Below are 23,698 nucleotides of genomic sequence, written 5' to 3'. Positions count from 1 at the left end.
CAGCGCTAGGGAGTTGAGTCAACGATGACCAACGCGACCAACGCGGCCAACACGGCCACCGCGACATCGCCGTACTTCGCCCGCAACCAGTGGTACGTGGCCGCCTACGGCACCGAGATCGGGCGTGACCTGTTCACGCGGACCGTGTGCGGCGAGTCGATCCTGTTCTGGCGGACCGGGGCCGGCGAGGTGACCGCCATGGCCGACCGCTGCGTCCACCGCCGGTTTCCGCTCTCCGAGGAGCCGAGCCGCCTCGACGGCGACACCGTGGTGTGCGGCTACCACGGCTTCACGTACGGCGCCGACGGTGTCTGCGTCAGCGTCCCCGGCCAGAAGCGCGTCCCCCGTACGGCCCGGCTGGCGACGTACGCCGTCAAGGAGCGGGACTCCTTCGTCTGGGTCTGGATCGGGGACCGCGACCGGGCCGACGAGAGCCTGATCCCGCGCGCGCCCTGGCTGGACTCGGAGCGCTACAGCACCGTGTGCGGCATGGAGCCGCTGGCCGCCCGGTACGGCCTGCTCGTGGACAACCTCCTGGACCTCTCCCACGAGACGTATCTGCACGGCGGCTACATCGGCACCCCCGAGGTCGCCGAGACCCCCATCACCACCGAGGTCGACGACGCGGCGGGCGTCGTCCACGTCAGCCGGCACATGGACGACGCGGCCTGCCCGCCGTTCTACGCCAAGTCCACCGGCATCGAGGGCCGTATCACCCGCTGGCAGGACATCGAGTACCACGCACCCTGCCTCTACCTGCTGCACTCGCGCATCGCCCCCGTCGGCACCCCAGGACCCGCCGCCGACGGCAGTGACCCGGACGCCTTCCACGTCGAGGTCGTCTACGCGATCACTCCGGAGACCGAGCACACCACGCACGACTTCTGGGCCGTCGCCCGTGACTTCGCCCTCGGCGACGAGGAGGTCTCCGCGTTCCTGGCACAGAACAACCGGACCGTCGTCCTCCAGGACGTGGTGGCCCTGGACAAGCTGGAGACCGTCATCGCCTCCGAACCCGAGGGCACCCAGGAGCTTTCCATCAACATCGACACCGGCGGTCTGGCCGCCCGCCGCATCCTGAAGCGGCTGGTCAAGGAGGGCGCCGCACCGGGAACGGCGGCCCTGCGATGAACCCGAACCGGATGCTCCGGGGCGACACCGTCCACCGGGTCGTCTGGATCCCCGGAAGCGACCGGCTGCGCGGCTGGTGCTGGTGCGGCGAGTCACGCGAGAGCGACGGTCCCGAAGAGCTGTGGGAGTGGCTGCTCGCCCACCCCGGGCGCCATCCCCGCGCCGACGCGGCGCCCGTTCCGCCCGTAACGCCGGAGGACCACCGATGACCAGCACGGACCGCGCGCCCGAGGCCGAACTCGACCTCGTCGTGGCCCGCCGTACGGACGAGGCCGACGGAGTCGTCTCCCTCGTCCTGCGGCGGCCCGACGGGGGCGACCTGCCGGTCTGGGAGCCCGGAGCCCACATCGACCTGCTGCTCGACGGGCCGGACGCACCCGCCGGGGCCGCCGGGCCCGGGGGGCTGACCCGCCCGTACTCGCTGTGCTCGTCGCCGGGCGACCGCCGGGCCTGGCGCATCGCGGTCCTGCGGGAGCCGGCGGGGCGCGGTGGCTCCGCCCGCGTGCACGACAGGCTCGCCGAAGGTGACACCGTCCGCGTCCGCGGCCCCCGCAACCACTTCGCGCTGGCTCCGTCACCCGCGTACCTCTTCCTCGCGGGAGGCATCGGGATCACCCCGCTGGTCCCGATGGTGGAGGAGGCCGAACGGCACGGCCGGACCTGGGAACTGGTCTACGGGGGCCGTGCCCTCGGCTCCATGGCCTTCCGCGAGGAACTGCGCGGGCGGTACGGGGACCGGGTGCGGCCCTGGCCCGAGGAGACCCACGGGCTGCTCGACCTGGACACGCTCCTCGGCACCCCGAGGCCCGGCACACTCGTGTACTGCTGCGGCCCGGAACCCCTCCTGACGGCGGTCGAGGAAGCCTGCCGGAAGTGGCCGGAGGGCGCGCTGCGCGTGGAGCGGTTCACGCCGGGGGAACAGACCGCGCCCGTGCTGGACGGAACCTTCGAGATCGATCTCGCCCGTACCGGACTCACCCTCGCCGTACCGCCCGGGAAGTCCGTGCTCGACGTGGTCGAGGCGGCCGGTGTCCAGGTCCTCACATCCTGCCGCGAGGGCACCTGCGGCACCTGCGAGACAGAGGTCCTGGCGGGCGAGGTCGACCACCGTGACTCCCTCCTCACCCCGGCCGAACGGGCCGCGAACGACACCATGATGATCTGCGTGTCCCGGGCCGCCTGCCCGAAACTGGTCCTCGACCTGTGACCCACACCCGCCGGCACGGAACGGGGCGTGACCGATTCGCAACCGGTTTCCTTGTTGACCGGCACCCAACAAGTGTCCGGGAGCCTACGCTCAGCTTTCATGTGTGCCGATTCCGCCCTCGCCGACGACCGTCCCGTGTACGTCATCGGAGGGGGCCCGGGCGGGCTCGCCGCTGCCGCCGCCCTGCGTCAACAGGGCGTACGGGCCGTCGTACTGGAGAAGTCGGGCGCCGTCGGGACCTCCTGGCGCGGCCACTACGACCGGCTGCGGCTGCACACCACGCGCGCCCGCTCCGGGCTGCCGGGGCTCAGGATGCCGCGCTCCTTCGGGCGTTGGCCGGCGCGCGCCGATGTGGTGCGCTACCTGGAGAAGTACGCGGTCCACCACGGTCTGGACATCGTCACCGGCGTCGAGGTCACCCGGATCGACCGCTCCCCCGACGGCTCGGGATGGCTGCTGCGCGCCACCGGCGGCCGGGAGCTGACCGGGCGCGCGGTCGTCGTGGCCACCGGCTTCAACCACACGCCCCGGCTGCCGTCCTGGCCGGGCCTGGCGGCGTACGAGGAGGCGGGCGGCACGGTGCTGCACGCCTCCGCGTACCGCGACCCCGCGCCGTACGCCGGGAAGGACGTCCTGGTCGTCGGCGTCGGCAACACGGGCGCGGAGATAGCCGTGGACCTCGCCGAGGGCGGCGCCGCGCGGGTGCGCCTCGCCATCAGGACCGTCCCCCACATCCTGCGCCGCTCCACGCTCGGCTGGCCCGCGCAGATGACCGGGATCCTGGTCCGCCGGCTGCCGACCCGGCTGGTCGACCTGGGAGCCGCGGTCCTGTGCCGGATCGCGCTCCCCGACCTGTCGGCGAAGGGGCTGCCCCGCCCGGACACGGGGCTCTACACGCGGGCGCGCCAGGGTGCGATCCCGGTGCAGGACGTGGGGCTGATCAAGGCCGTACGGAGAGGGAGAGTCGAGCCGGTGGCGGCGGTGGAGTCCTTCGAGGGGAACGAGGTCGTCCTGGCGGACGGCTCGCGCGTCACCCCCGAGGCCGTCATCGCCGCGACCGGCTACCACCGCGCGCTGGAGGGCCTGGTGGGCCACCTGGGCGTACTGGACGCCCGGGGCCGCCCGGTGACCCACGGCCGCAGGACCCCGAAGCAGGCGCCCGGCCTGTACTTCACCGGCTTCACCAACCCCATCAGCGGCAACTTCCGCGAGATGGCGCTCGACGCGCACCGCATCGGGAAGGCGGTCGCCCGCCGGACCCGCGGCAAGGCCCGCGCGGGCGGGTCCCGGCCGGCAGCCGCTACGCCACCGCCGGCCGGCGCCTGATCACCAGCGCCATCAGCGCCGCCACCGCGCACAGGGCGCCCGAGGCGTACCAGACCACGTCGTACGAGCCGAAGACGTCCCGTGCCACACCGCCCGCGAAGGCGACGACCGCCGCGCCGACCTGGTGCGAGGCGAGGACCCAGCCGAAGACGATCGCGCTGTCCTCGCCGTAGTGCTCACGGCACAGGGCGAGCGTCGGGGGGACGGTGGCGACCCAGTCCAGGCCGTAGAACACGATGAAGAGCACCATCGACGGGCTCGCCGGGTGGACGGTCGGCGCCAGCAGCATCGGCAGGAAGAGCAGCGAGACGCCGCGCAGCGCGTAGTAGACGGCGAGCAGGCGGCGCGCCTCGTAGCGGTCGGTGAACCAGCCGGAGGCGATCGTGCCGACGACGTCGAAGACACCGATCACCGCGAGCAGCGAGGCGGCGGCCGTGATCGGCATGCCGTGGTCGTGCGCGGCCGGTACGAAGTGGGTCTTGACCAGGCCGTTGGTCGAGGCGCCGCAGATCGCGAACGTACCGGCGAGCAGCCAGAAAGGACCCGTGCGCACCGCCGACGCCAGCACCGACAGCGCCCGCCGCGCCGCGCCCCGCACCGGTGCGGGCTTCGGGGTGAACTCCGGGGCGCCGTAGGCGGAGAGGCCCACGTCCGCCGGGTGGTCGCGCAGCAGCAGCCAGACGAACGGGACGACCGCGAGCGCGGTCAGCGAGACGGTGACCGCGGCCGGGCGCCAGCCGTGGTCCTCGACCAGCCAGGACAGCAGCGGCAGGAAGACCAACTGCCCGGAGGCGCCCGCGGCCGTCAGCACGCCGGTCACCAGGCCGCGGCGGGCCACGAACCAGCGGTTGGTCACCGTCGCCGCGAAGGCCAGCGCCATCGAGCCGCTGCCCAGGCCGACCAGAACGCCCCAGTACATCACCAGTTGCCAGGCCGTGGTCATCCAGACCGTCAGCACCGCGCCGACCGAGATCATGGTCAGCGCGACGGCGACGACCTTCCGGATCCCGAAGCGGTCCATCAGCGCGGCGGCGAACGGCGCGGTCAGCCCGTACAGCGCCAGGTTGACGGAGACGGCGAAGCCGATCGTGCCGCGTGACCAGTCGAACTCCGCGTGCAGCGGCTCGATCAGCAGACCGGGGAGCGAGGCGAAGGCGGCGGCGCCGATGATCGTCACGAAGGTGACGGCGGCGACGGACCACGCCCGGTGGACCCGCCCCGGCGCGCGCGGGGCGCCCAGCGGCGGGAGGTCCTTCAGAGGAGCCTTCGGAGTGGCTTTCGGAGTGCCCTTCGGAAGGTCGTTCGGGAGGTCATTCAGAGGATCCTTCGAGGGGTCCTTCGGCGAGAGATCCGTTGACTGTGTCACGTCAATCAGCATCGAGCGCGGGCCCCGGTCGTACGAGTGGCCCGGAGGACACCCTTCGCTAGGATCGGGCCATGGCCCACCGACCGCACCGCACGTCACACCGCCCCGAGCGTCCGCACCACACCGCGCGTCCGCACCGTGTCGTCGTGCTCGCCCTCCCCGGCGTCATCCCCTTCGAACTGGGCATCCCGCAGCGGATCTTCGGCCGCGCCCGCGACGCCACGGGGAAGCCGCTCTACGCGACCGTGACCTGCGGGGCCGGGGCGCCGGGCCCGGTCCCCACCGACGCCGACTTCGCGATCCTGCTGGAGCACGGCCCCGAGGCGCTCGCCACCGCCGACACCGTCGTCGTCCCGGCGTCGTACGAACTCGGCCCCGTCTACGAGGAGGGCGTCCTCACCGACGAACTGGCCGCCGCCCTCGCCCGTATCCGGCCGGGCACCCGCCTGGTGTCGATCTGCACCGGCGGCTTCGTCCTGGCCGCCGCCGGGCTCCTCGACGGGCGGCCCGCCACCACCCACTGGGCCTCCGCCGACCGCTTCCAGCGCCTGTTCCCGCGCGTCGCGGTCGACCCCGACGTGCTCTTCATCGACGACGGCGACGTGCTCACCTCGGCCGGGGTCGCCGCCGGGATCGACCTCTGCCTGCACATCGTGCGCCGCGACCACGGCGCGGCGGTCGCCAACGACGTCGCGCGCCGTACGGTCGTCCCGCCCCACCGGGACGGCGGCCAGGCGCAGTACATCCGGCGCCCCGTCCCCGAGCCGCACGCGGCGACCACCGCGGCGGCGCGGGCCTGGGCGCTCGCCCGCCTCCACGAGCCCATCCAGCTACGGGACATGGCCGAGCGGGAGTCCGTGTCCGTACGGACGTTCACGCGCCGGTTCCGCGAGGAGGCGGGCGTCAGCCCCGGGCAGTGGCTGCTGCGGCAGCGCATCGAACGGGCCCGTCAGTTGCTGGAGTCGACGGAGCTGTCGGTCGACCAGGTGGCGCGGGACGCCGGGTTCGGTACGGCGCAGTCGATGCGACAGCATCTCCAGGCGGCGCTGGGTGTCCCGCCGACGGTGTACCGGCGTACGTTCCGGGCGGGCACCCCTTAGGCGGGCGCCCCGAGCCCCCTGGATGGTCGCTGCCTAGGCCGGGCGCGGGACGCCGTACGACGGCTTGCGGGGCGGGGAGCCGTATCCCGCCGTCGCGCCGTAGCCGCCGGAGGCGTTCGGGGAACCGCAGCCGGAACCGGCCCGGGAACCGGCGTCGGACGCGCTCGCCGGGCCGCTCGCCGTACTCGGCACGCCCGTGGCACGCGCCGTCGCGCCCTGGGGCTCGTCGGGGCCGTCCGCCGCGCACCCCGGTGCGCCCCGGTCGACCTCGCACCAGATGCGCTTGCCCGCGCCCTCCGGCTGCCATCCCCACCGGTCGGCGAGGCCGTCGACCAGTTCCAGGCCGCGGCCGTTGGTGTCCTCGCCCGCCGCGTGGCGCGGGCGGGGCGGGCAGGCGCTGATGTCGGCGACCTCCACCCGTACGGTGCCCGCCTCCGCCGCGCCCGAGCCGAAGAGCATCCGCAGCACGGCCGGACAGCCGGTGTGCACCACGGCGTTCGTGACCAGCTCGGAGATGAGGAGGATCAGCGTCTCCGCGACCGGCTCGTCATCCCCCATGCCCGAACCGACGAGCCTGGATCTGGCCCATCTGCGCGCCCGCCCCACTTCCGCGGGGTCGGGCCCGATCTCCAACTGAACCTGAAGCACCTGCACCGCTCACACCATCCGAACCGGCGGACACATCGCCTCGCGCCTCGACAGGGTCCTCGACGAGATCACCCAACGTGATTCCCTTACGGGACAGCATGGTTGACGTACAGTCACCGCAACAAGCGCTTCGGGCATATTCCAGCGCGAAGGAGTAGGCGTGGTGCATACTGTGCGACGCACGCTGCGGGGAGTCGAACACGGGCGTGCACGGCGCATTCGCGGCGCCCGAGCGGCGCACTTGCACGACGCGGGAGCCGCCGTACCGGCAACACCGCGCCCTTCGCGCCTCACTACCTCTCGCACCCAAGGGAGCGTACCGGAGCCCGGTGGTGACTCCGGCGTGTGACGGCGAACCGTAAGGACACAACCCGGTATCGACCGCGGCGGTCGGCCCCTCACCACGTACGGTGACGCATCAGAGGGCTGAGGCCAACGCTTTCCGTACGGTCGGAACCGGACACACAGCGGCTCAGGACCGGTTCGATTCGGTCCTGAGCCGGTCAACTTCCGTGGCGTGTCCGGTCCGATCAGGGCTCCGGCGTCACGTAGTACGCGGCGAACCCCTTCAGGATCTCCGCCTCGCCGATCCTGCCGTCGCCGTCCGCGTCCAGCTCGCCGGCCGCCCGGGCCGCCGCCTCCGGCTCGACCCCCAGTACCCGCAGCGCGCGTTCGGCCGCCGCCGGGCTCACGGAGCGGCCACCGGCGGGCGCCGCGCCGTCCCCGCCCGCGACATCGATCGCGGCGCTCACGAACGGCCGGGCGATCTCCGCGAACCGCTCCGGGTTGTCGCGCAGCCGCTTCACCGCGCCCGTGACGAACTCCTGGCGGCTGACCCGCTGGTCACCGTCCACGTCGGCGATCCCGGCCATCCCCTGCCAGAACGCCTCGGCCCCGCTGTAGAGCGCCTGGCCCTTGTCGCAACGGGCCGTCGTGCCGAACTCGGCGAGCAGCGCCGCCGCGGCCCCGCTGAAATCCTCCCGGTCGATGTAACCGCTGCCGTCCTGGTCGAATGCGGCGAACCTGGAGGCGATCTTGCCCTCGTATTCTGCGCTGTCCATGCCGGGAGCGTACGACGGCGGAGGGCCGCCGTGTGTCCGCTTGCCCGGAAGGCCTACGGAGAAAGCGCAGATGAACGGGGAGTGGAGGGGCCCGGAAGACTACGCCGACAGCGGTTGCGCCTGGGTGTCGACGGCGCTGGGTACATCGGGGAAGACGTCGAAGAGCCGGCGTACGCCGAGCGCCGCGAGAACGCGGTTCACGTGCGAGCCCTCCTCCGAGCCCCGTGCGGGCAGGATGAGACGGAGGTTGCCGCGACAGGAGTGGAGCAGTCTGCGGGAGGCGATCAGTACGCCGACACCGCTGGAGTCGCAGAAGAACACATGCGAGAGATCGAGCACGAGTTCGTGCTGTCCCTCGGCCACCGCGTCGTGGACCCGCTGGCGGACCTCCGGCGATGTCACGAGATCCAGCTCGCCGGTGATGTGCAGGACGGTCCACGCGCCCTGCTCGGACTCGTTCACCTTGAGCGTCACGCGTCTGATGCCCTTCTCCTCGGCGGATGGGACGATCCGGAAGTATTGCTTCCTGGTCGCCTCTGCCCCTTTAGCCGTGGCCGAAACTTCGTGGGGCGGCGTACGGGGACGTGCTGGTCGGCGTATGGGGCGCACTTACCGCAAAGGGGCGTGCGCTGTCGGTGGTGCCCACTACATTCGACGAGACGACGGGGTCCTGACTTCGGCATCATGAGGGAACCGAAGAGGGCCGGGGGAACAGGGCGAGGGCCAGAGGAACAGGGCTGGGGGTCGGATGGCGAAGAACACACCGCCCCGCTGGGACCGCAGGATGCAGCAGCGGCTCGCGCGGGGCGAGGCTGCGGCGCTCGGTGAGCTGTACGACCGGTACGCGTCCCTGGTGCACAGCCTCGCCCACCGCGTACTGGACGACGACGACGCGGCGGACCGCGTCACCCGCGACGTGTTCGGCCACCTCTGGGAGAACCCGGACACCTACGATCCCCGGCAGGGCTCCCTGCGCTCCTGGGTGGCGAATGTCACACAGGATCTCGCCGTGCGGCGGCTCCGCGAGACGGAGCGCCGGGCGTTCGAGGCGAGCGGCGAGGGCACCACGGAGGAGATGGAGCAGAAGATCCGCCGGGCCTCGGCGGCGGCCCGTGCGGACTACATCGTCAGGTCGATGCCGAAGCCCCTGCTCAGCGCGTTGGAGCTGGCGTACTTCCAGCGCCGGGACTGCCGTCAGACGGCGGAGGACCTGGGCGTCACGGAGGACGAGGCGCGGCGCCGGCTGCGGCTGGGCCTGCAACTGCTCTCCACGGCCAACAGCCGGACCGGGGACGGTCTCCCGCCGCCGGAAACCGGGCGTTCCCGGTGACCGGCCCGCTGGACGGCGGCTCCCACGACGGCCGCGACCCGGGCGAACCGACGCCCTTCCTCCGGATACCCGGCCCGAGGCCGGCGGGCGACGACCAGGCCCCGCCGGAGCCGGAACCGGAATCGGAATCGGAACGGGAATCGGCGCCGGACCCCGCACAGGAGTCCGCACCCGCACCCGCGCCGACACCCGCACCCGCCCCGGAGCCGACACCCGTCCCCGCACCCGAAATACCCCCGCTCACCCACAAGGTGCTGAAGTCGCTCCTCGGGGCCTGGGCGCTCTCCGCCTGCTCGGCCGCCGAGACCGGGCTCGTCGAGGACCACCTCACCGAGTGCGCGCCCTGCGCCGAGGAGGCGCTGCGGCTGCGCGACGCCGTCGGGCTGCTGCACGCCGAGGGGAATCTGGACCTCGACCCGCTGCTGCGCTCCCGTGTGCTGGAGGACTGCCTCGGCCGCCGCCCCGCCCGCGTTCCGGTGCCCGGCTGGGCCGCTCCGTACGACGCCGAGACCGCCCGGCTCGACGCGCTGCTCCGTGACATCGGCGCCCAGGACTGGCACGCGCCCGTACGGCTCCAGTGGTTCGAGAACGAGCGGGCGGCCTTCCGCAGGACGACGGTCGCCGGGGTCATGGGCCATCTCATGACCGTGGACGGCGTGGTCGCGGCGGCCCTCGGGCTGGAGGACCCGCTGGGCCCCGGGGCACCGGCCGGCCCCACCGACCGTACGGAGGCCTTCTGGCGCGCGGCGACGCCGCCGCCCACCCGCGCGCTCCACGAGCCCTGGCGCGAGCAGAACCACGCCCTGATCCGTACGGTCTCCTTCGCGGGCCGGGGTGTGGCCGAACTCTCCGTGACGTACGGGGAATTCGCCCTTCCGCTGCGCGACGCGCTGCTGGAGCGGGCCTTCGAGTGCTGGATCCACGGCACGGACATCGCGGAGGCGGTGGCCTACCCGTACAAACCGCCGAGCGGGCCCCATCTCCGTTCGATGATCGACCTGGGCGCGCGGCTGCTCCCGGCCGCCCTCGCGCTGCGCCGCCGGGCGGGTCTGGCGGGCCCGGCGCAGCAGCTCGTGGCGGCGGGCTCGCCCGGCAGGTCGCTGCATCTGCTGGTCGAGGGGGTGGGCGGCGGCGACTGGTACATCCCGCTGGACTCCCCGGCGGCGGTCGGCTGCCGGGAGCTGTCCGTGGGCCAGGTCGCGCTGGACGCCGTCGAGTTCTGCCAGGTGGTGGCCGGGCGCGTCTCGCCGGAGGACGCGGCGGCGGGTCAGGACGGCGACCGCGAGGCGATCAGGGACGTGCTGTTCGCGGCGGCGGCGATGAGCCGGCTCTGAGCCCGCCCCTCCGAAGAGCCGGTCCCCTTCGGGCCTCGGCTCAGGCGAAGACGACCGTACGGTGGCCGTTCAGCAGGATCCGGTGCTCCGCGTGCCACTTCACCGCGCGCGCCAGGGCCTGGCACTCCACGTCCCGGCCGATCGCCACGAGCTGCTCCGGTGTGACCTGGTGGCCGACGCGCTCGACCTCCTGCTCGATGATCGGGCCCTCGTCGAGGTCGGCCGTCACATAGTGCGCCGTCGCGCCGATCAGTTTCACGCCCCGCGCGTGCGCCTGGTGGTACGGCTTCGCGCCCTTGAAGCTCGGCAGGAAGGAGTGGTGGATGTTGATGATCCGGCCGTTGAGCTGCTTGCACAGGTCGTCGGAGATCACCTGCATGTAGCGGGCGAGGACGACCAGCTCGACCTGCTCGGCCCTGACCAGCTCCAGCAGCTCCGCCTCCGCCGCCGCCTTCGTGTCCCTCGTCACCGGGATGTGGTGGAAGGGGATGTCGTACGAGGCGGCGAGCTCGGCGAAGTCCGTGTGGTTCGAGACGACGGCGACGATCTCCACCGGCAGCGCGCCGATGTTCGCCCGGAAGAGGAGATCGTTCAGGCAGTGGCCGAACCTGCTGACCATGAGGACGATCCGCATCCGCTCCTCGGGACGGTGGATCGCCCAGTCCATCCGGAAGGAGTCGCCGATCGCGGCGAAGCTCGCGCGCAGCTTCTCCACGGTCACCGGCTCCTCCGCCGAGAAGTGCACCCGCATGAAGAAGAGCCCGGTGTCGTGGTCCCCGAACTGCTGGCTGTCCTCGATGTTGCAGCCGGTCATGAAGAGATAGCTCGACACGGCGTGCACGATGCCCTGTTTGTCCGGGCAGGACAGCGTCAGCACGTACTGATCGGTGCGGTCCCGGTGGTCGGTGCGGCCGGACGGGGCAGGCGTGGCGGAGGGCTGCGCGGCGGTGCTCATGACCACAAAGGATCCCACATCGCCGCGCCGCCTCAGGCGGACCGCGTCATGATGCGCAGCACGTCCAGGGTCTGCGGCGGCGCGTCCGGGTCGTCCCCGTCGCCCGCCGCCAGCCGTACGTGCGCCTCGCGGGCCGCGCGGACCGCCTCCGGCCAGCCGTGGTGCTCCAGGTAGGCGGAGACGGGCGCGTCCGCGCCGACCTGGTGCATGATGCGCAGCACCCGCAGCACGGCGAGATCGACGAGCGCGGCCTCGCCGGAGTCGCGGAAAATCGTTCCGACGTACTTCTCGGCGGACCAGTTGTCGAGCCAGGTGTCCTCGACCAGCCGGTACACGGCGTCGGTGACGTCCCCGTACCCCTCGCGGCCGGCCAGCCAGCACTCGTGGTGGAAGACGGGATCGGAGAGCATGTGCAGCGCCGAGCGCACGTTGCTGCGCCAGCGCCACCACGGCATGTCGTTGAGCGGCATGCCGCCCATGGTGGGGGAGCGACGGCCGCGACGGGAAGGGTTCTCGGAAGCTGGCTGCACAGCCCCGACTTTACGGTCCGCCGGGCGATGTCACCTAGGGCCCCCGGTGTTCACCTCCACGTCACCCACCGTTGAAGAGCGCTCACTGCGCAGTTCCCCGCGGGACGGGAGCGTGAGGAGCTATGACCGGTCGGCGACGTTTCTCCTCCTTCCGCACCTTCCAGAGCGGTGCGCTGTTCGCCGTCGCCACCCTGTTGTCCGGCTGCGGCATCCTGCCAGGGGACTCCGGCGGCTCCCGGACCCCTGTCACGGTCATGACCTGGGCGCCGATCGACACCAACGCGACCAATCTGCCCGGCATGCCGGCCATGGCGCAGGCGTACGCCCGCTGGGTCAACTCCTCCGGCGGCATCGGCGGCCACGAGCTGCGCGTCCTGACCTGCAACGAACGCAACGACTCGGCGGGCGCCGCCGAGTGCGCCCGCCGGGCCGTGAAGGCGAAGGCCGTCGCGGTCGTCGGCTCGTACAGCCAGTTCGGCCGTGAGTTCATGGCACCGCTGGAGGCCGCGGGCATCCCGTACATCGGCGGATACGGCATCAGCGAGGAGGAGTTCACGAGCTTCCTCTCCTACCCCGTCAACGGCGGGCAGGCCACGCTCCTCGCGGGCAGTGGCCGGCAGGTCGCGCGCAACTGCGCCCGTACGGCGCTGGTACGGCCCGACACCATCGGCGGCGACAAGCTGCCCGACCTGATCGACGCCGGGCTCTCCCAGGGCGGTCGCGGGCCCGTCTCCGACATCCGCGCGGCGGAGGACGCCACCGACTACACCCGGCGGGCGGAGCTGGCGCGCGAGCGGGCCCGGGACGGCGGCTGCGTCACGGCGGTGCTCGGGGACCGCACCGAGACCTTCCTCGACTCCTACCGCAGGCTCCCCGAGGACGGCAGGTCCATCCGGGTCTCCTCCGTGCTGGGCAGCGTCGACCAGTCGCTCATCGACCGTACGGGCGGCAAGGACGGGATCTTCGAGAACGCGTACCTCACCGGCTGGTACCCCGTGGCGAACGACCGGGCGTGGGGGCCGATGCGCGGCGTGATCGACCGGTTCGCCTTCGGGAACAACGACATCGACCCGACGAACCCGGGCACGCAGACCACGTGGATCGCGTACACCGTGCTGAAGCAGGTCGTCGAGTCGCTCGACACCGACGAGATCACCCCCGAGAAGATCACGGACACCCTGGACCGGGGGGTGGAGGTGAACACCGGCGGCCTCACGCCGACGCTGCGCTGGCGGTACGAGGACATGCTCGGGACGCCGAACTTCCCGCGGATCGTCAACGGGGACGTGACGTTCCAAGTGGTGAAGCAGGGGCGGCTGGTGAGCCAGCGGAAGGGCTTCGTGGACGTGGGCGAGACGCTGCTGGGCGGCGCGGCCCGGTAGCCGTAGGGCCGTACGGCCCTACGGCCCTACGTGGAGCCGGTCGCGCCGGGCGGGAGGTACGGCTCCCCACCCGGTGACTCCCCTGCCCCGTGACTGCCCCGCCCGGTGACTGCCCCGCCCGGCGGACCGCGTCGTCAGAGCTGCGTCGGGGCCCGCTTCGTCAGGTCGTACTCCGTCGCGATGCTGTTCCACAGCCCCGACGCCTTCTTCTTCGCGGCCGTCGCCTCGCCGCTCGCCCGGTCGCCCTTGGAGCGCTCCGAGGTGACGCGCGCCTGGCCGTCCTTGCACCCCTTCTTCTTCCCGACCTGCTTGGCCCACGCCGCGTAGTGGTCGTCGGCGGAGGCGGACGCCTCCCACGCGTCGGTGAGGGAGGACGTCAGCTCGGTGTGGCCGGGCAGCTTGTCCACCGTCAGCGCGTCCAGCCGGGTCACCAGACCGCGGCGCTGCTCGGCGGCGGCGTGCAGATCGGTGGCGGCCTGGCCGAGGTTGTCGCAGGACCTGATGGAGTTGACAGCGTTGATCACCGACTCACGGCTGCTGCTGCTGTCGGCGAGCAGCTTGTCGAGCTCCTGGGCCTGCGTCTTCACCGGGTCAGGGGCGGCCTGGGTGGTCGACTCGGTGGCCGGGGGCGAGGTCGCCGACGCCACCGTCCTGCTGTCGTCCTGGGACGGGTCGTCGTCGCCCCCGCCGCTCATCAGCGCGCCCGCGCCCAGACCGAGGGCGACGATGCCGGCGGTGACGGCGGCGATCAGCGGGACCCGTGAGGACGTACGGCGGCCCGCGGAGCGTCCGCGCGGCTCGTGCGGCCCGGGGCCGCCGGGCGTGGCGTGGGCGCCGTACGGCGGGGACGGGGGCTGGGGTTGCGGCTGCGGCTGGTATCCGGCTCCGCCGCCCCGGGCGGCCCGCCGGCCGCCGACGGGCGGCGCCGGGGTCTCGATCCGGGGCATCTTCTGGGTGGACCCGGACGCCTCGCCGTCCGAGCGGAAGAGGTTGTCGAACTCGGCGGGCGGCGGCCGGTCGCCGGGGGCGCCGGGCCGTACGCCGTACGGGGCCGGTCCCGCGGCGGCGGGCGCGGGCCCGGCGGGGACGGGGGCGATGAACTGCGTGGCCTCCGCGTCGGAGCCCCGCGCCGCCGCGACGGGCGGCAGGAACTGGGTCGCGTCGGCCGCGTTGCCCTGACTTTCGGGCGGCAGCACGCCGGGCCCCCGCGAGCCCGGCGAGGCGGCCGGGACCGGCGGGATGAACTGGGTGGCGTCCGCGTCACCGAGTCCGGGCGCGGCGGCGACGGGCGGCAGGTACTGGGTGGCGTCCGCGCTGCCGGGCGCGGGCGCCTCGGCGGGCAGCGGCATCGGCTGCCCGTAGCCGCCCTGCTGCGGGGGCTGGGGCTCCCCGTACTGCTGGGGCGGCTGGGACTGGGGGTACGGCTGGGGCTCGGTGTACGGCGGGGTCTCCCCGTACGACTGGCTCTCCCCGTACGCCTGCGTCTCCCCGTACGGCGGGGGCAGCGGCTGCGCGGGGGAAGGCGGCAGGGGCTGCCCGTACGCCTGCTGCGGCGGCGGGGGCGCGTCGTACGGAGCGCCCCCCGGTCTCCCGTACGACGGCGTGGGCTCCGGCGCGCCGTAGGCCCCGTACGGTTCCTGGCCGCCCTGCGGGGAGGACTGCTGGTAGGGCTGCTGGTGGGACTGCTGGTAGGGCTGGTCGTACGACGGTGATCCCGCGGGCGCCCCGTACCCCTGCGGCGGGCCCTGCGGTATGCCCTGCGCTCCGTGGGGCGCGTGCGGGGCGTGCGGATCCTGCCCGTACGCCTGCTGCGGCGGCTGAGGCTGCTGCGGCTGCCCCCACGGCTGGGCGCCCGGCTGGTGGGCACCCGTCGGCGGCAGCGCGGGCGGCACCGGCGTCGGTGCGGGCGGGGTCTGGTCCGCGGCCGAGCCGGGGATCCAGGGCCCGCTGCCGTCGCTGGGCAGCACGACGCCTTCGTGCGCGGGGCGAGCGGCGGGATACTGCGGCTCATCCCCTTGTCCGCTGTGCGTCACCGGGACTCCTACGTGTGGAACGTCTGGACCTACCGAATCGTCGGTTCACGCTACCGGGTGAATCGCGCCTTCGAACACGCGCGTCGGGAGGGTGTCGGACCGGTAACGCCCCGACCTGCAAAGACGCAGGTGGAGGGCGTGAAGTCGTACGCGTCCCAGCGGAATTGACCGAGGGCACGGTGTCCGCACCGCGCCCTCACGACACCCCCACGAAAACGCCGCGCCCTGCCCCCACCGGGCCACGCGGGAATCGGGCCACGCTGAAATCGGGCCACCACCCACGGGACTCGGGCGGCCCGACCGGCCCTCAGGCCGCCTGGATCTCCAGCCGCGCCCCGAACTCCCGTACCGCGGGCTCGTCCCCGTACGGCTCCAGCCGCTGCTGGAGGTCCTCCAGATACTCCGCGCCCCGGCTGGAGCGCAGCGTCCCCAGCAACTCCACGGCGCGCGTGCCGGTCCGGCACGCCTGCTCCACCTCGCGCTGCTGGACCTGTGCCGTCGCCAGCAGGACGAGGCCGATCGCCCGGCGCCGCGCCCGGGACTCCGGGTGGCCCTCCAGCGCCGCCGAGGCGTGCCGCGCCGCCGCTTCGGGGCGGCCCAGATCCCGGTAGCAGTGCGCCAGTTCGTCGGAGAGGTAGGCGTGGTCGAAGTGCTCGATCCAGTCCGGGTCCTCCCCCGCGCCGTCGTCCACGTGCTCCAGCGCCGTGATCGCCCGGCCCGCCGCCGCCTCGCAGGTACGGGTGTCGCCGAGCAGCGCGTGGCCGCGCGCCTCCGCCGCGTGAAACATGGCCTGGGCCCGCGGCGGCACCTGACCGCGCGTCCCCTCCTGCGCCGCGCGCGCCAACTGGGCGATCTCGCGCGGGTTTCCGAGCTGGGCGGCGAGATGGCTCATGGACGCGGCCAGGACGTACCCCCCGTACCCCCGGTCCCCGGCGGCCTGGGCGAGGCGCAGCGCCTGGATGTAGTAGCGCTGGGCGAGCCCCGGCTGGCCGGTGTCGACCGCCATGTACCCGGCCAGTTCGGTCAGCCGGGACACGGCGGAGAAGAGCCGGCGGCCGACCGTCTCCCGGTACGAACCGGCCAGCAGCCCCGCCACCACGCTGTTCAGGTAGTGCACGACGACCGGCCTGACATGGCCGCTGCCGAAGCGGTGGTCCAGCGCGATGAGCGCGCGGGTCATCGCCCGTACCGCCTCGACGTCCGAATCACCCACCCGCGCCCCGGTGTTGCGCGCGACCGCCGAGTCGGCGCCCGTGATCAGCCAGTCCCGGCTGGGCTCGACGAGCGCCGAGGAGGCCACCGCCGAGCCGGAGAGGAAGTCCCGGCGCCCGACGTCGCTGCGCCACAGCTCGCAGACCTGCTCGATCGCCCCCATGACCGTCGGCGAGAACTGGAGGCCGACCCCCGAGGCGAGGTTCTTCCCGTTGGCCATGCCGATCTCGTCGATCGTGACCGTACGGCCCAGTTTGCGGCCCAGTGCCTCGGCGATGATGCCCGGGGCCCGGCCGCGCGGCTGCTGGCCGCGTAACCAGCGGGCCACCGATGTCTTGTCGTAGCGCAGGTCCAGCCCGCGCTCCGCTCCCACCATGTTGACGCGCCGCGCGAGCCCGGCGTTGGAGCACCCGGCTTCCTGGATGAGCGCCTGGAGCCGTTCGTTCGGCTGGCGCGCGACGAGTGGCCTGGCTGCCAATGGAATACCCCCTGTGGCCGCAGTGATCAACTCTGTGAACACTGCCCGGCAAATGTGCGGAGAATGCGCATGTTCGGCAATAACGCAAATAATCTAGGTCTTTCCGGAAACCTCCATGACCACGGCCGGCCCACGACCGAGCACCGGTCGTGCGCGGCCCTGCGCTGCCCATATGGTGTCCGACCCCCGAGGGTGGTTACCCGCGTACCGCTCCACCCCTTCCCGCGCGCCCCCATACATGCATCGATGCGCCCCATTTGCGTGATCAAGGCGCGTGGCGCGCCGTCTCGCGCCCGTAACCCGTGCTGGTGGCGGGAGTTGTGCTCTGCGTGGAAGAGACCATCGGAGTCACGGACACCGCCCGGATCCCCGGGCAGCGGGGCGACCTGCTGCTCGACAGTGCGGTGCGGTACGCGGAAGAGCGGCACTGGGAGGTGTTCCCCGGCACCCGGCTGGTGCCGGTGGCCGGCGGGGAGCGGTGCTCCTGCGAGCGGACGGAGTGCGCCTCCCCGGGGGCGCACGCCACGGGCCCCGAGTGGGCCGGCCTGGCGACGGGCAGCCCGGCGGCGGTACGGAGGCTGTGGTCGAAGCAGCCGGGCGCGTCGGTCCTGCTGCCGACGGGGCGCGCCTTCGACGTGCTGGACGTACCGGAGTCGGCGGGCTTCCTGGCGCTGGCCAGGATGGAGCGGATGGCGCTGACGCTGGGCCCGGTGATCCGCACCCCGGACCGGCGGATGGTCTTCCTCGTGCTGACCGGCGGGGCGGCGAAGGCGGACGCCCTCGTACGGCAACTGGGCTGGGCCCCGGAGTCGGTCGACCTGGACGCGCGCGGCGAGGGCCACTACGTGGCGGCGCCGCCGACCCGGGTGGGCGGCAGGGGCGCGGTGCAGTGGGCGTGCGGGCCGACCCCGGCCAACCGCTGGCTGCCGGACGTGGCGGAGCTGATCAGCCCGCTGGCGTACGCGTGCGGCCAGGAGGCGGCAGCGGTACGGGCCCGGCGCGGGCGGGGCGGGAACGGGCAGGGCGGGAACGGGAACGGGTACGGCGGGAACGGGCAGGGCGGGAACGGGAACGGGAACGGGTACGGCGGGAACGCGCGGGGCGGGAACGGGTAGGCACGGCACGGCGGGGGCAGGCGCGCACGGCGTACGTAGGGTGGTTCCCGTACTCCCGGAAAAGGGATGTCAGGGAATTACGGGACACGGGGAGGTCGTGCGTCATGCCGGACCGGACAACACGAGAGGCGGGGTCGGTCACGGCGGCGGCCGTGCGGGTCGAGGGGCTGTGGAAGCGCTTCGGTGAGCAGATCGCCGTCGCGGGCATCGATCTGGAACTGCCCGCCGGCCAGTTCATCGGGCTGGTCGGACCGAACGGCGCGGGCAAGACCACCACCCTCTCCATGATCACCGGCCTGCTCCGTCCCGACCAGGGCCGGGTCGTGGTCGCCGGACACGACGTCTGGCGTGACCCGGCCGAGGTCAAGGCGCGGATCGGGGTCCTGCCGGAGGGGCTGCGGCTCTTCGAACGGCTCTCGGGGCGCGAACTCCTCGGCTACAACGGACGGTTGCGGGGGCTGCCGGGACCCGAGGTCGACAAGCGGGCCACGCAGCTCCTCGACGTGCTCGACCTGGCGGGCGCGCAGCACAAGCTCGTCGTCGACTACTCGACCGGCATGCGGAAGAAGATCGGACTGGCGGCGGCGCTGCTGCACAACCCGCAGGTCCTCTTCCTGGACGAGCCGTTCGAGGGCGTCGACCCGGTCTCCGCGCAGACGATCCGGGGCGTCCTGGAGCGCTACACCGCCTCGGGCGCCACCGTCGTCTTCTCCAGCCATGTCATGGAGCTGGTGGAGTCGCTGTGCGACTGGGTCGCGGTGATGGCGGCGGGCCGGATCCGCGCACAGGGCACCCTCGCGGAGGTACGGGGCGACGCGGCGTCCCTCCAGAACGCCTTCCTCGAACTCGTCGGCGCGCAGGGACAGGGCGGCGGGGACCACCTCGACTGGCTGGGCGGCGGTACGCGATGAGCACCGCACCCACAGGCCCGGCCACTCCCCCGCTCACCCCCATTTTCGTACGGCTCAAACTCTCCCTGCTGCGCAACGGACTGCGCCAGTCCTCGGGCCGTACCGCCGCGTACGTCGCGACCGTGGTCCTCGTGCTGCTGGTCACGGCGGCGCAGGTACTCGGCCTGGTGCTGCTGCGCGACACCGCCCATGTGGACACCGTCGTGGTGCTGCTGACCGCCGTGCTGGCGCTGGGCTGGGCGGTGCTGCCGCTGTTCTTCCCCAGCGGTGACGAGACCCTGGACCCGACGCGGCTCGTGATGCTGCCGTTGCGGCCGGAGCCCCTGGTACGGGCGCTGCTGGTGACGTCCCTGGTGGGGATCGGGCCGCTGTTCACGCTCTGCCTGCTGACCGGGTCGGCCATCGCGACGGCGCACGGCGCGGGCGCGGCGGCCGTCGCGGTCCTCGCCGTACCGCTGGCGCTGCTGGTGTGCGTCGCGCTCGCGCGGGCCGTCGCGGCGGCCAACATCCGGCTGCTGACCTCGCGCAAGGGCCGCGACCTGGCCGTGCTGAGCGGACTGGTGATCGCCGTCGGCGTCCAGATCGTCAACTTCGCCGCGCAGCGCCTGGGCGACGCGGGCGGCCTCGCGGCGCTCGACCCGGTGACGGGCGTCGTACGGTGGCTGCCGCCCGCGGCGGCGCTCGGCGCGGTCGGCTCCGTGAGCGAGGGCGCGTACGGGCGCGCCGTGGCGCAACTGCTGCTGACGGGCCTCGCGCTGGCGGCGCTGCTGTACGCGTGGCAGCGGTCGCTGGTGAAGCTGATGACGGCCCCGGACGGCTCGACACTGGGCGCCGGGCAGCAGGGCCGCAGGGAGGCGACGGCGGGCCGGGGCCCGGGACGCCTGCTGGCGGCGGCGTTCCCCGAGGGGCGTACGGCCACGGTGATGAAGCGCAGCCTGCGGTACGTGTGGCGCGACCCCAAGACGAAGGCCGCGTGGGCGACCTCGCTGGCGATCGGCCTGATCGTGCCGCTGTTCAACGCGCTCCAGGGCACGGGCACGATCTACTTCGCGTGCTTCGCGGCCGGCATGCTCGGCATCCAGATGTACAACCAGTTCGGCCAGGACACCTCGGCGTTCTGGATGGTCGCGCTGACGATCTCCTCGACCCGGGACGCCTACCTGGAACTGCGGGCGCGGGCACTCGCCCTGCTGGTGGTCACGCTGCCGTACGCGACGCTGGTCACCGTCGCCACGGCGGCCGTGCTGGGCGACTGGACCGCCCTCCCGGAGGCCCTCGGCCTCTCCTTCGCCCTGCTCGGCGCGATGCTGGCGACAGGCGCGGTGGCCTCGGCGCGCTTCCCGTACTCCATCCCCCAGGACAGCGGCTACAAGAACGTCGCCCCGGGCCAGGCGGGGCTCGCCTGGATCTCCATCTTCGGCGGCATGCTCGGCGCGGCCCTGCTCTGCGCCCCGGTCCTCGCCCTGACGATCTGGCTCCACCTCACGAACCTGGGCGACCGCACCTGGCTCCTGCTCCCCGTGGGCACGGCGTACGGCGCACTGATCGCCCTCGGCGGACTGCGCCTGGCGGCCCCGCAGACGGCGACACGCCTCCCGGAGATCCTGACGGCGGTCAGCAAGGGGTGAGGGGGCGGGGGCGGGGCGTTTCCGTAGCCGCCCCGCCCCCGCGCGGTCAGACGGCGCCGAACTGCCCGGCCCTGACGCCCGCGACGAACGAGGCGAACGCACCGGCGGGGAAGTCCAGCACCGGGCCGCGCGGATCCTTCGAGTCACGGACGGGGACCATGCCGCGCGAGGCGACGAGGTTCGCCGCGACTTCCACGCAGTTGCCGCCGTTGTTGCTGTACGAGGACGTGAACCAATGAGGGGATTCGGTCGTCACGGGGTGCCCTCTCCCAACTAACTGATCTCAGACGGCGCCGAACTGCCCGGCCCTGACGCCCGCGACAAAGGAGGCGAACGCACCGGCGGGGAAGTCCAGCACCGGGCCGCGCGGATCCTTCGAGTCACGGACGGGGACCATGCCGCGCGAGGCGACGAGGTTCGCCGCGACTTCCACGCAGGCACCGCCGTTGCTGCTGTAGGAGGACTTGAACCAGTGCAGGGGCTCGGTCGTCACGGGGTATCCCTTCGGGCCTTGTTGATCATGGCCACGGATGCCGCCTGTGAAGCGGCTTCGGCCTGTAGTTGATGGTAGGCCGTCAACAAGGGCTGGATGAACCTCATATCGCGCTCCAGTCGCCCTTGCAGTGCGGACTCGGCGTAGGCCATGAGCGAGCGGTCCGGCATCGTCAGGATGTAGAGGGGCAGATCGAACGCACGCCGCTCGCCGAGATCGTACGGAGCCACTTGGAGGACCGTTGAGGGCAGTTCGGCGAACGCCGCAAGCCGGTCGAGCTGCTCAGCCATGACTCCGGGGCCGCCCACCGGCCGCCGAATGCAGCTCTCGTCCAGCACTGCGTAGACCAGAGGTGCGGGAGTTCGCTCCAGGGACGCTTGCCGCTTCGCGAGTAGCGCCAACCGTTCTTCTGCCTGCTGCTCTGTGATCGCGCCCCGTCGCACGGCGCCCGTGGTGATGGCTGCGGCGTATTCGGGGGTCTGGAGCAACCCCGGAATGATGCCCAGCTCAAAGAGCCTGATCTCTGCCGCGCGTACCTCGTGAGCAACGAACTCCGGGAAGCCCTCAAGTATCGCGGTGTTCCTTACGGCGCGGCTCTGGCGTTCGAGCCTGTCTCCGGTGCCGAACACCCTGTCAGCACTAGCCGCGAAGCGATGAGTTGGCGGGCGCCGACCAGTTTCTACGGCAGAAATATGTGTCCCGGTGCACCCCATGCGTGCCCCTAGCTCGTCCTGCGTCCAGCCGTGCTCGTCCCGCAGCGTGCGTAACCGCTGGCCGAAGCGCGCACCGGGCGATCCTTCGGGGTCAAGATCCTTACGGTTCACCATCCGGACAACCAACTCTCCGATCGGTCCACACAAGTTGAGGATTCCCCAACCCTAAGCCACGCTGACCGCTCTGGGTAGTGGATTCACTACGGAGAGGAGTGGTCGTGTCCGAAAGGAGCGTTCCCGCCGAGCGGCGGGAGCCCCCGCACGTCCCAACCCTTGGCACGCTGATGGTCGACGCACAGGAGCGGGTCGGTGAGTTTCGGGGTGAGTGGTGCGGGCTCTGGTCCCTGCGTGCCGTAACCGGCGGTACGGAATGGACTGTTGCCCCCGAGGGTGTGCGGCCGGCGAGCCCCGGAGAGCGTTTGCGGGCCCAAACCGCCCGCGCGAACGCGCGAAGCAGGGGTGAGGTGCTGTGACCTCCCCGGCCGGCCGCCCGTCCCGTACGACGCCCGAACTGCGCGTCGGCACGGCGGTGTTCGATCCCCGGGCGGACATGCCGGGTGTCATCCGGTCCTTCGCCGGATCGGCGGCCTGGCTGATCCGCCCCTCGGGCCACACCTGGCAGGCGACGCTGGTCGCGATCCGTCCCGCGACCGAACGGGAACGGCTGCAACTGCGCGCCCTGGCCGCTCTGCACCGCAAGCAGCAGGGGCCTGCGGGGAAGCGGAGGTGAGTACGCGCCTCTACCACGTGACCGTGACCGGCGAGGGTCCGGTCCCCGGCACATGGGTACGCGTCGTCCTCGCCGCACGACAGACTGTGTCCCCGGACCTGGCCCTCTCGTTCCTGCGCTGCCAGGCCCGGCGCATCGCCGACGGACTCGACCCCGACCCGTGTTCCCCGTGGGCCCCGCCCGGTGTACTCGTTCACGAGGAAACCCCCGCTACCGACGCGCCCACCGAACTCCGGTCCTGGTGCGACAACTTCGAGGCGCAAGCGGCGGCGCGCAACCAGCTCCTCGCGGGCGCCGCGTTCACTCTCCGCGCCGTCGACCCCAGCGGGCGGTACACGCTCACGGTGCTGCCCGTGCACGCGCCCGCGTACGTACCGCCCCTGGCGCCCCGCACCCGTCGCCGACGGCACCGGAAGCCCCGATGGTTCGACCGGTTCCGGCGACCGGCCGCCCGGATACCGGCCCCGTTTCGCTGCGCCGTACAGCGCTTCCCGGATGCGGTGGCCCGGTGGTGCATTGCTCACCGCGCCCCGCCCCCTCCTGGGTTTGATGTTCGCGGTTCCGGGGCGAGCGTCAAGGGCGCTCCTTCGTCGCGTCGGCTGCGCCGATGTCGCTGCGCTCCACCCTTGACCCTCGTCCCTCCACCGCTGGTAGAGCAGTGGGGAGGGGGCGGGGGGAGGGGTCCCCTGGGGGCCATGCTCGTTGCTGAGGCCGGCCCCAGGCTGCCGGGCCGGCTCGCCCTGCGGGGCGCGCGGTCGTGGAGTGGGGTGGCCCGGCTCTCGTCAAGCGGCTCTCCACCGGACGTGCGCTGAGACTCATGCCCCGCTGGTCACCCGCCGTGGGTGGCCGGTGGTGATCGACCCGGGTGAGGCATGGTCGGGCCGGAAAGGCGGCGCGAGGGTGCCGGTGAGGGTGACGGCGGCCCCGGATTCCTCGATCGGGTGCCAGGAACTCCCCAGAACGGGACTCCCGGCACACGGTTTCCCCGAGAGCCGCCTCCCTCGTCACATCAGTC

General features: G+C 72.7%; 23 protein-coding genes and 1 pseudogene. 13 read left to right on the top strand and 11 right to left on the bottom strand.

Features of this window, described 5'->3' with window-relative positions; all coding sequences use genetic code 11:
* Positions 1–24: 24 nt before the first annotated feature.
* The 4 genes from ACIBJC_RS13085 (at position 25) to ACIBJC_RS13070 (ending at position 3,664) form a co-directional block, all read left to right on the top strand.
* Positions 25–1,131: an aromatic ring-hydroxylating dioxygenase subunit alpha gene (locus ACIBJC_RS13085; RefSeq protein ID WP_399291529.1), complete on the top strand. Its 1,107-nt coding sequence runs from the start codon at positions 25–27 to the stop codon at positions 1,129–1,131.
* On the top strand, positions 1,128–1,340 hold the full coding sequence (locus tag ACIBJC_RS13080; RefSeq protein WP_399291527.1) for a hypothetical protein: 213 nt from the start codon (positions 1,128–1,130) through the stop codon (positions 1,338–1,340). The genes ACIBJC_RS13085 and ACIBJC_RS13080 overlap by 4 nt, the downstream gene beginning before the upstream one ends.
* On the top strand, positions 1,337–2,338 hold the full coding sequence (locus ACIBJC_RS13075; RefSeq protein ID WP_399291525.1) for a PDR/VanB family oxidoreductase: 1,002 nt from the start codon (positions 1,337–1,339) through the stop codon (positions 2,336–2,338). The genes ACIBJC_RS13080 and ACIBJC_RS13075 overlap by 4 nt, the downstream gene beginning before the upstream one ends.
* A gap of 99 nt (positions 2,339–2,437) precedes the next feature.
* On the top strand, positions 2,438–3,664 hold the full coding sequence (locus tag ACIBJC_RS13070) for a flavin-containing monooxygenase (RefSeq protein ID WP_399291523.1): 1,227 nt from the start codon (positions 2,438–2,440) through the stop codon (positions 3,662–3,664).
* Here the strand turns inward: ACIBJC_RS13070 and ACIBJC_RS13065 are convergent.
* Positions 3,639–5,042, bottom strand: a complete 1,404-nt coding sequence (locus ACIBJC_RS13065) for an MFS transporter (RefSeq protein ID WP_399291521.1) — start codon at positions 5,040–5,042, stop codon at positions 3,639–3,641. The genes ACIBJC_RS13070 and ACIBJC_RS13065 overlap by 26 nt on opposite strands.
* Positions 5,043–5,101: 59 nt before the next feature.
* Here ACIBJC_RS13065 and ACIBJC_RS13060 point away from each other — a divergent pair, with 59 nt between their 5' ends.
* Positions 5,102–6,130 carry a GlxA family transcriptional regulator gene (locus ACIBJC_RS13060; RefSeq protein ID WP_399291519.1) on the top strand — a complete coding sequence of 343 codons (1,029 nt, stop codon included), beginning with the start codon at positions 5,102–5,104 and terminating at the stop codon, positions 6,128–6,130.
* Positions 6,131–6,163: 33 nt separating this feature from the next.
* Here ACIBJC_RS13060 and ACIBJC_RS13055 read toward each other — a convergent pair whose 3' ends face one another.
* From ACIBJC_RS13055 to ACIBJC_RS13045, 3 genes are all read right to left on the bottom strand, one after another.
* The gene (locus ACIBJC_RS13055; protein WP_399291517.1) at positions 6,164–6,784 is read right to left on the bottom strand and encodes an ATP-binding protein; all 621 of its coding nucleotides are present in this window, start codon (positions 6,782–6,784) and stop codon (positions 6,164–6,166) included.
* Between the two features lie 524 nt (positions 6,785–7,308).
* Positions 7,309–7,839 carry an EF-hand domain-containing protein gene (locus ACIBJC_RS13050; RefSeq protein WP_399291515.1) on the bottom strand — a complete coding sequence of 177 codons (531 nt, stop codon included), beginning with the start codon at positions 7,837–7,839 and terminating at the stop codon, positions 7,309–7,311.
* A 99-nt stretch (positions 7,840–7,938) separates the two neighbouring features.
* Entirely contained in the window at positions 7,939–8,313 is a 375-nt protein-coding gene (locus tag ACIBJC_RS13045; RefSeq protein ID WP_329825013.1) for an STAS domain-containing protein, read from the bottom strand.
* Between the two features lie 274 nt (positions 8,314–8,587).
* On the opposite strand from ACIBJC_RS13045, the gene ACIBJC_RS13040 reads away from it, so the two are divergent.
* Together ACIBJC_RS13040 and ACIBJC_RS13035 are read left to right on the top strand one after the other, a co-directional pair.
* Positions 8,588–9,169, top strand: a complete 582-nt coding sequence (locus ACIBJC_RS13040; protein WP_399291513.1) for a sigma-70 family RNA polymerase sigma factor — start codon at positions 8,588–8,590, stop codon at positions 9,167–9,169.
* Positions 9,166–10,503: a maleylpyruvate isomerase N-terminal domain-containing protein gene (locus ACIBJC_RS13035; RefSeq protein WP_399291511.1), complete on the top strand. Its 1,338-nt coding sequence runs from the start codon at positions 9,166–9,168 to the stop codon at positions 10,501–10,503. The genes ACIBJC_RS13040 and ACIBJC_RS13035 overlap by 4 nt, the downstream gene beginning before the upstream one ends.
* 40 nt (positions 10,504–10,543) lie before the next feature.
* Here ACIBJC_RS13035 and purU read toward each other — a convergent pair whose 3' ends face one another.
* Both purU and ACIBJC_RS13025 read right to left on the bottom strand, forming a co-directional pair.
* Positions 10,544–11,458, bottom strand: a complete 915-nt coding sequence (gene purU, locus ACIBJC_RS13030; protein ID WP_399291509.1) for a formyltetrahydrofolate deformylase — start codon at positions 11,456–11,458, stop codon at positions 10,544–10,546.
* 32 nt (positions 11,459–11,490) lie between these two features.
* The gene (locus ACIBJC_RS13025) at positions 11,491–11,937 is read right to left on the bottom strand and encodes a hypothetical protein (protein ID WP_329825125.1); all 447 of its coding nucleotides are present in this window, start codon (positions 11,935–11,937) and stop codon (positions 11,491–11,493) included.
* A 173-nt stretch (positions 11,938–12,110) separates the two neighbouring features.
* On the opposite strand from ACIBJC_RS13025, the gene ACIBJC_RS13020 reads away from it, so the two are divergent.
* Positions 12,111–13,370, top strand: coding sequence for an ABC transporter substrate-binding protein (locus tag ACIBJC_RS13020; protein ID WP_399291507.1), 1,260 nt, complete (start codon positions 12,111–12,113; stop codon positions 13,368–13,370).
* A gap of 134 nt (positions 13,371–13,504) precedes the next feature.
* Here ACIBJC_RS13020 and ACIBJC_RS13015 read toward each other — a convergent pair whose 3' ends face one another.
* Positions 13,505–15,403 carry a hypothetical protein gene (locus ACIBJC_RS13015; RefSeq protein WP_399291505.1) on the bottom strand — a complete coding sequence of 633 codons (1,899 nt, stop codon included), beginning with the start codon at positions 15,401–15,403 and terminating at the stop codon, positions 13,505–13,507.
* A gap of 307 nt (positions 15,404–15,710) precedes the next feature.
* The gene (locus ACIBJC_RS13010) at positions 15,711–17,093 is read right to left on the bottom strand and encodes a transcriptional regulator (RefSeq protein ID WP_399291503.1); all 1,383 of its coding nucleotides are present in this window, start codon (positions 17,091–17,093) and stop codon (positions 15,711–15,713) included.
* 320 nt (positions 17,094–17,413) lie between these two features.
* Here ACIBJC_RS13010 and ACIBJC_RS13005 point away from each other — a divergent pair.
* The 3 genes and pseudogenes from ACIBJC_RS13005 to ACIBJC_RS12995 form a co-directional block, all read left to right on the top strand.
* Positions 17,414–18,091, top strand: a pseudogene (locus ACIBJC_RS13005) (bifunctional DNA primase/polymerase); the annotation flags it as partial.
* 221 nt (positions 18,092–18,312) lie between these two features.
* Entirely contained in the window at positions 18,313–19,119 is an 807-nt protein-coding gene (locus ACIBJC_RS13000; protein ID WP_399291501.1) for an ABC transporter ATP-binding protein, read from the top strand.
* Complete coding sequence (locus tag ACIBJC_RS12995; RefSeq protein WP_399291499.1) at positions 19,116–20,747, top strand: transporter; 1,632 nt, start codon at positions 19,116–19,118, stop codon at positions 20,745–20,747. The genes ACIBJC_RS13000 and ACIBJC_RS12995 overlap by 4 nt, the downstream gene beginning before the upstream one ends.
* A 46-nt stretch (positions 20,748–20,793) precedes the next feature.
* Here the strand turns inward: ACIBJC_RS12995 and ACIBJC_RS12990 are convergent, their stop codons facing one another.
* Genes ACIBJC_RS12990 through ACIBJC_RS12980 form a run of 3 tightly spaced genes read right to left on the bottom strand, consistent with a single transcriptional unit; the run spans position 20,794 to position 22,067 of the window.
* Entirely contained in the window at positions 20,794–21,003 is a 210-nt protein-coding gene (locus ACIBJC_RS12990) for a DUF397 domain-containing protein (RefSeq protein WP_399291497.1), read from the bottom strand.
* Between the two features lie 27 nt (positions 21,004–21,030).
* Positions 21,031–21,240 carry a DUF397 domain-containing protein gene (locus tag ACIBJC_RS12985; protein WP_399291495.1) on the bottom strand — a complete coding sequence of 70 codons (210 nt, stop codon included), beginning with the start codon at positions 21,238–21,240 and terminating at the stop codon, positions 21,031–21,033.
* Positions 21,237–22,067 (bottom strand): helix-turn-helix domain-containing protein, encoded by an 831-nt coding sequence (locus tag ACIBJC_RS12980; RefSeq protein ID WP_399291492.1) that lies wholly within the window; start codon positions 22,065–22,067, stop codon positions 21,237–21,239. The genes ACIBJC_RS12985 and ACIBJC_RS12980 overlap by 4 nt, the downstream gene beginning before the upstream one ends.
* A gap of 104 nt (positions 22,068–22,171) precedes the next feature.
* Here ACIBJC_RS12980 and ACIBJC_RS12975 point away from each other — a divergent pair, with 104 nt between their 5' ends.
* Together ACIBJC_RS12975 and ACIBJC_RS12970 are read left to right on the top strand one after the other, a co-directional pair.
* Positions 22,172–22,426: a hypothetical protein gene (locus ACIBJC_RS12975; protein ID WP_399291489.1), complete on the top strand. Its 255-nt coding sequence runs from the start codon at positions 22,172–22,174 to the stop codon at positions 22,424–22,426.
* Positions 22,423–22,683 (top strand): hypothetical protein, encoded by a 261-nt coding sequence (locus ACIBJC_RS12970; protein WP_399291486.1) that lies wholly within the window; start codon positions 22,423–22,425, stop codon positions 22,681–22,683. The genes ACIBJC_RS12975 and ACIBJC_RS12970 overlap by 4 nt, the downstream gene beginning before the upstream one ends.
* Positions 22,684–23,698: the final 1,015 nt, after the last annotated feature.

The organism is Streptomyces sp. NPDC050509, assembly GCF_044457965.1.
Classification (GTDB): domain Bacteria; phylum Actinomycetota; class Actinomycetes; order Streptomycetales; family Streptomycetaceae; genus Streptomyces.
This window is presented reverse-complemented; position numbering and strand designations above follow the sequence as displayed.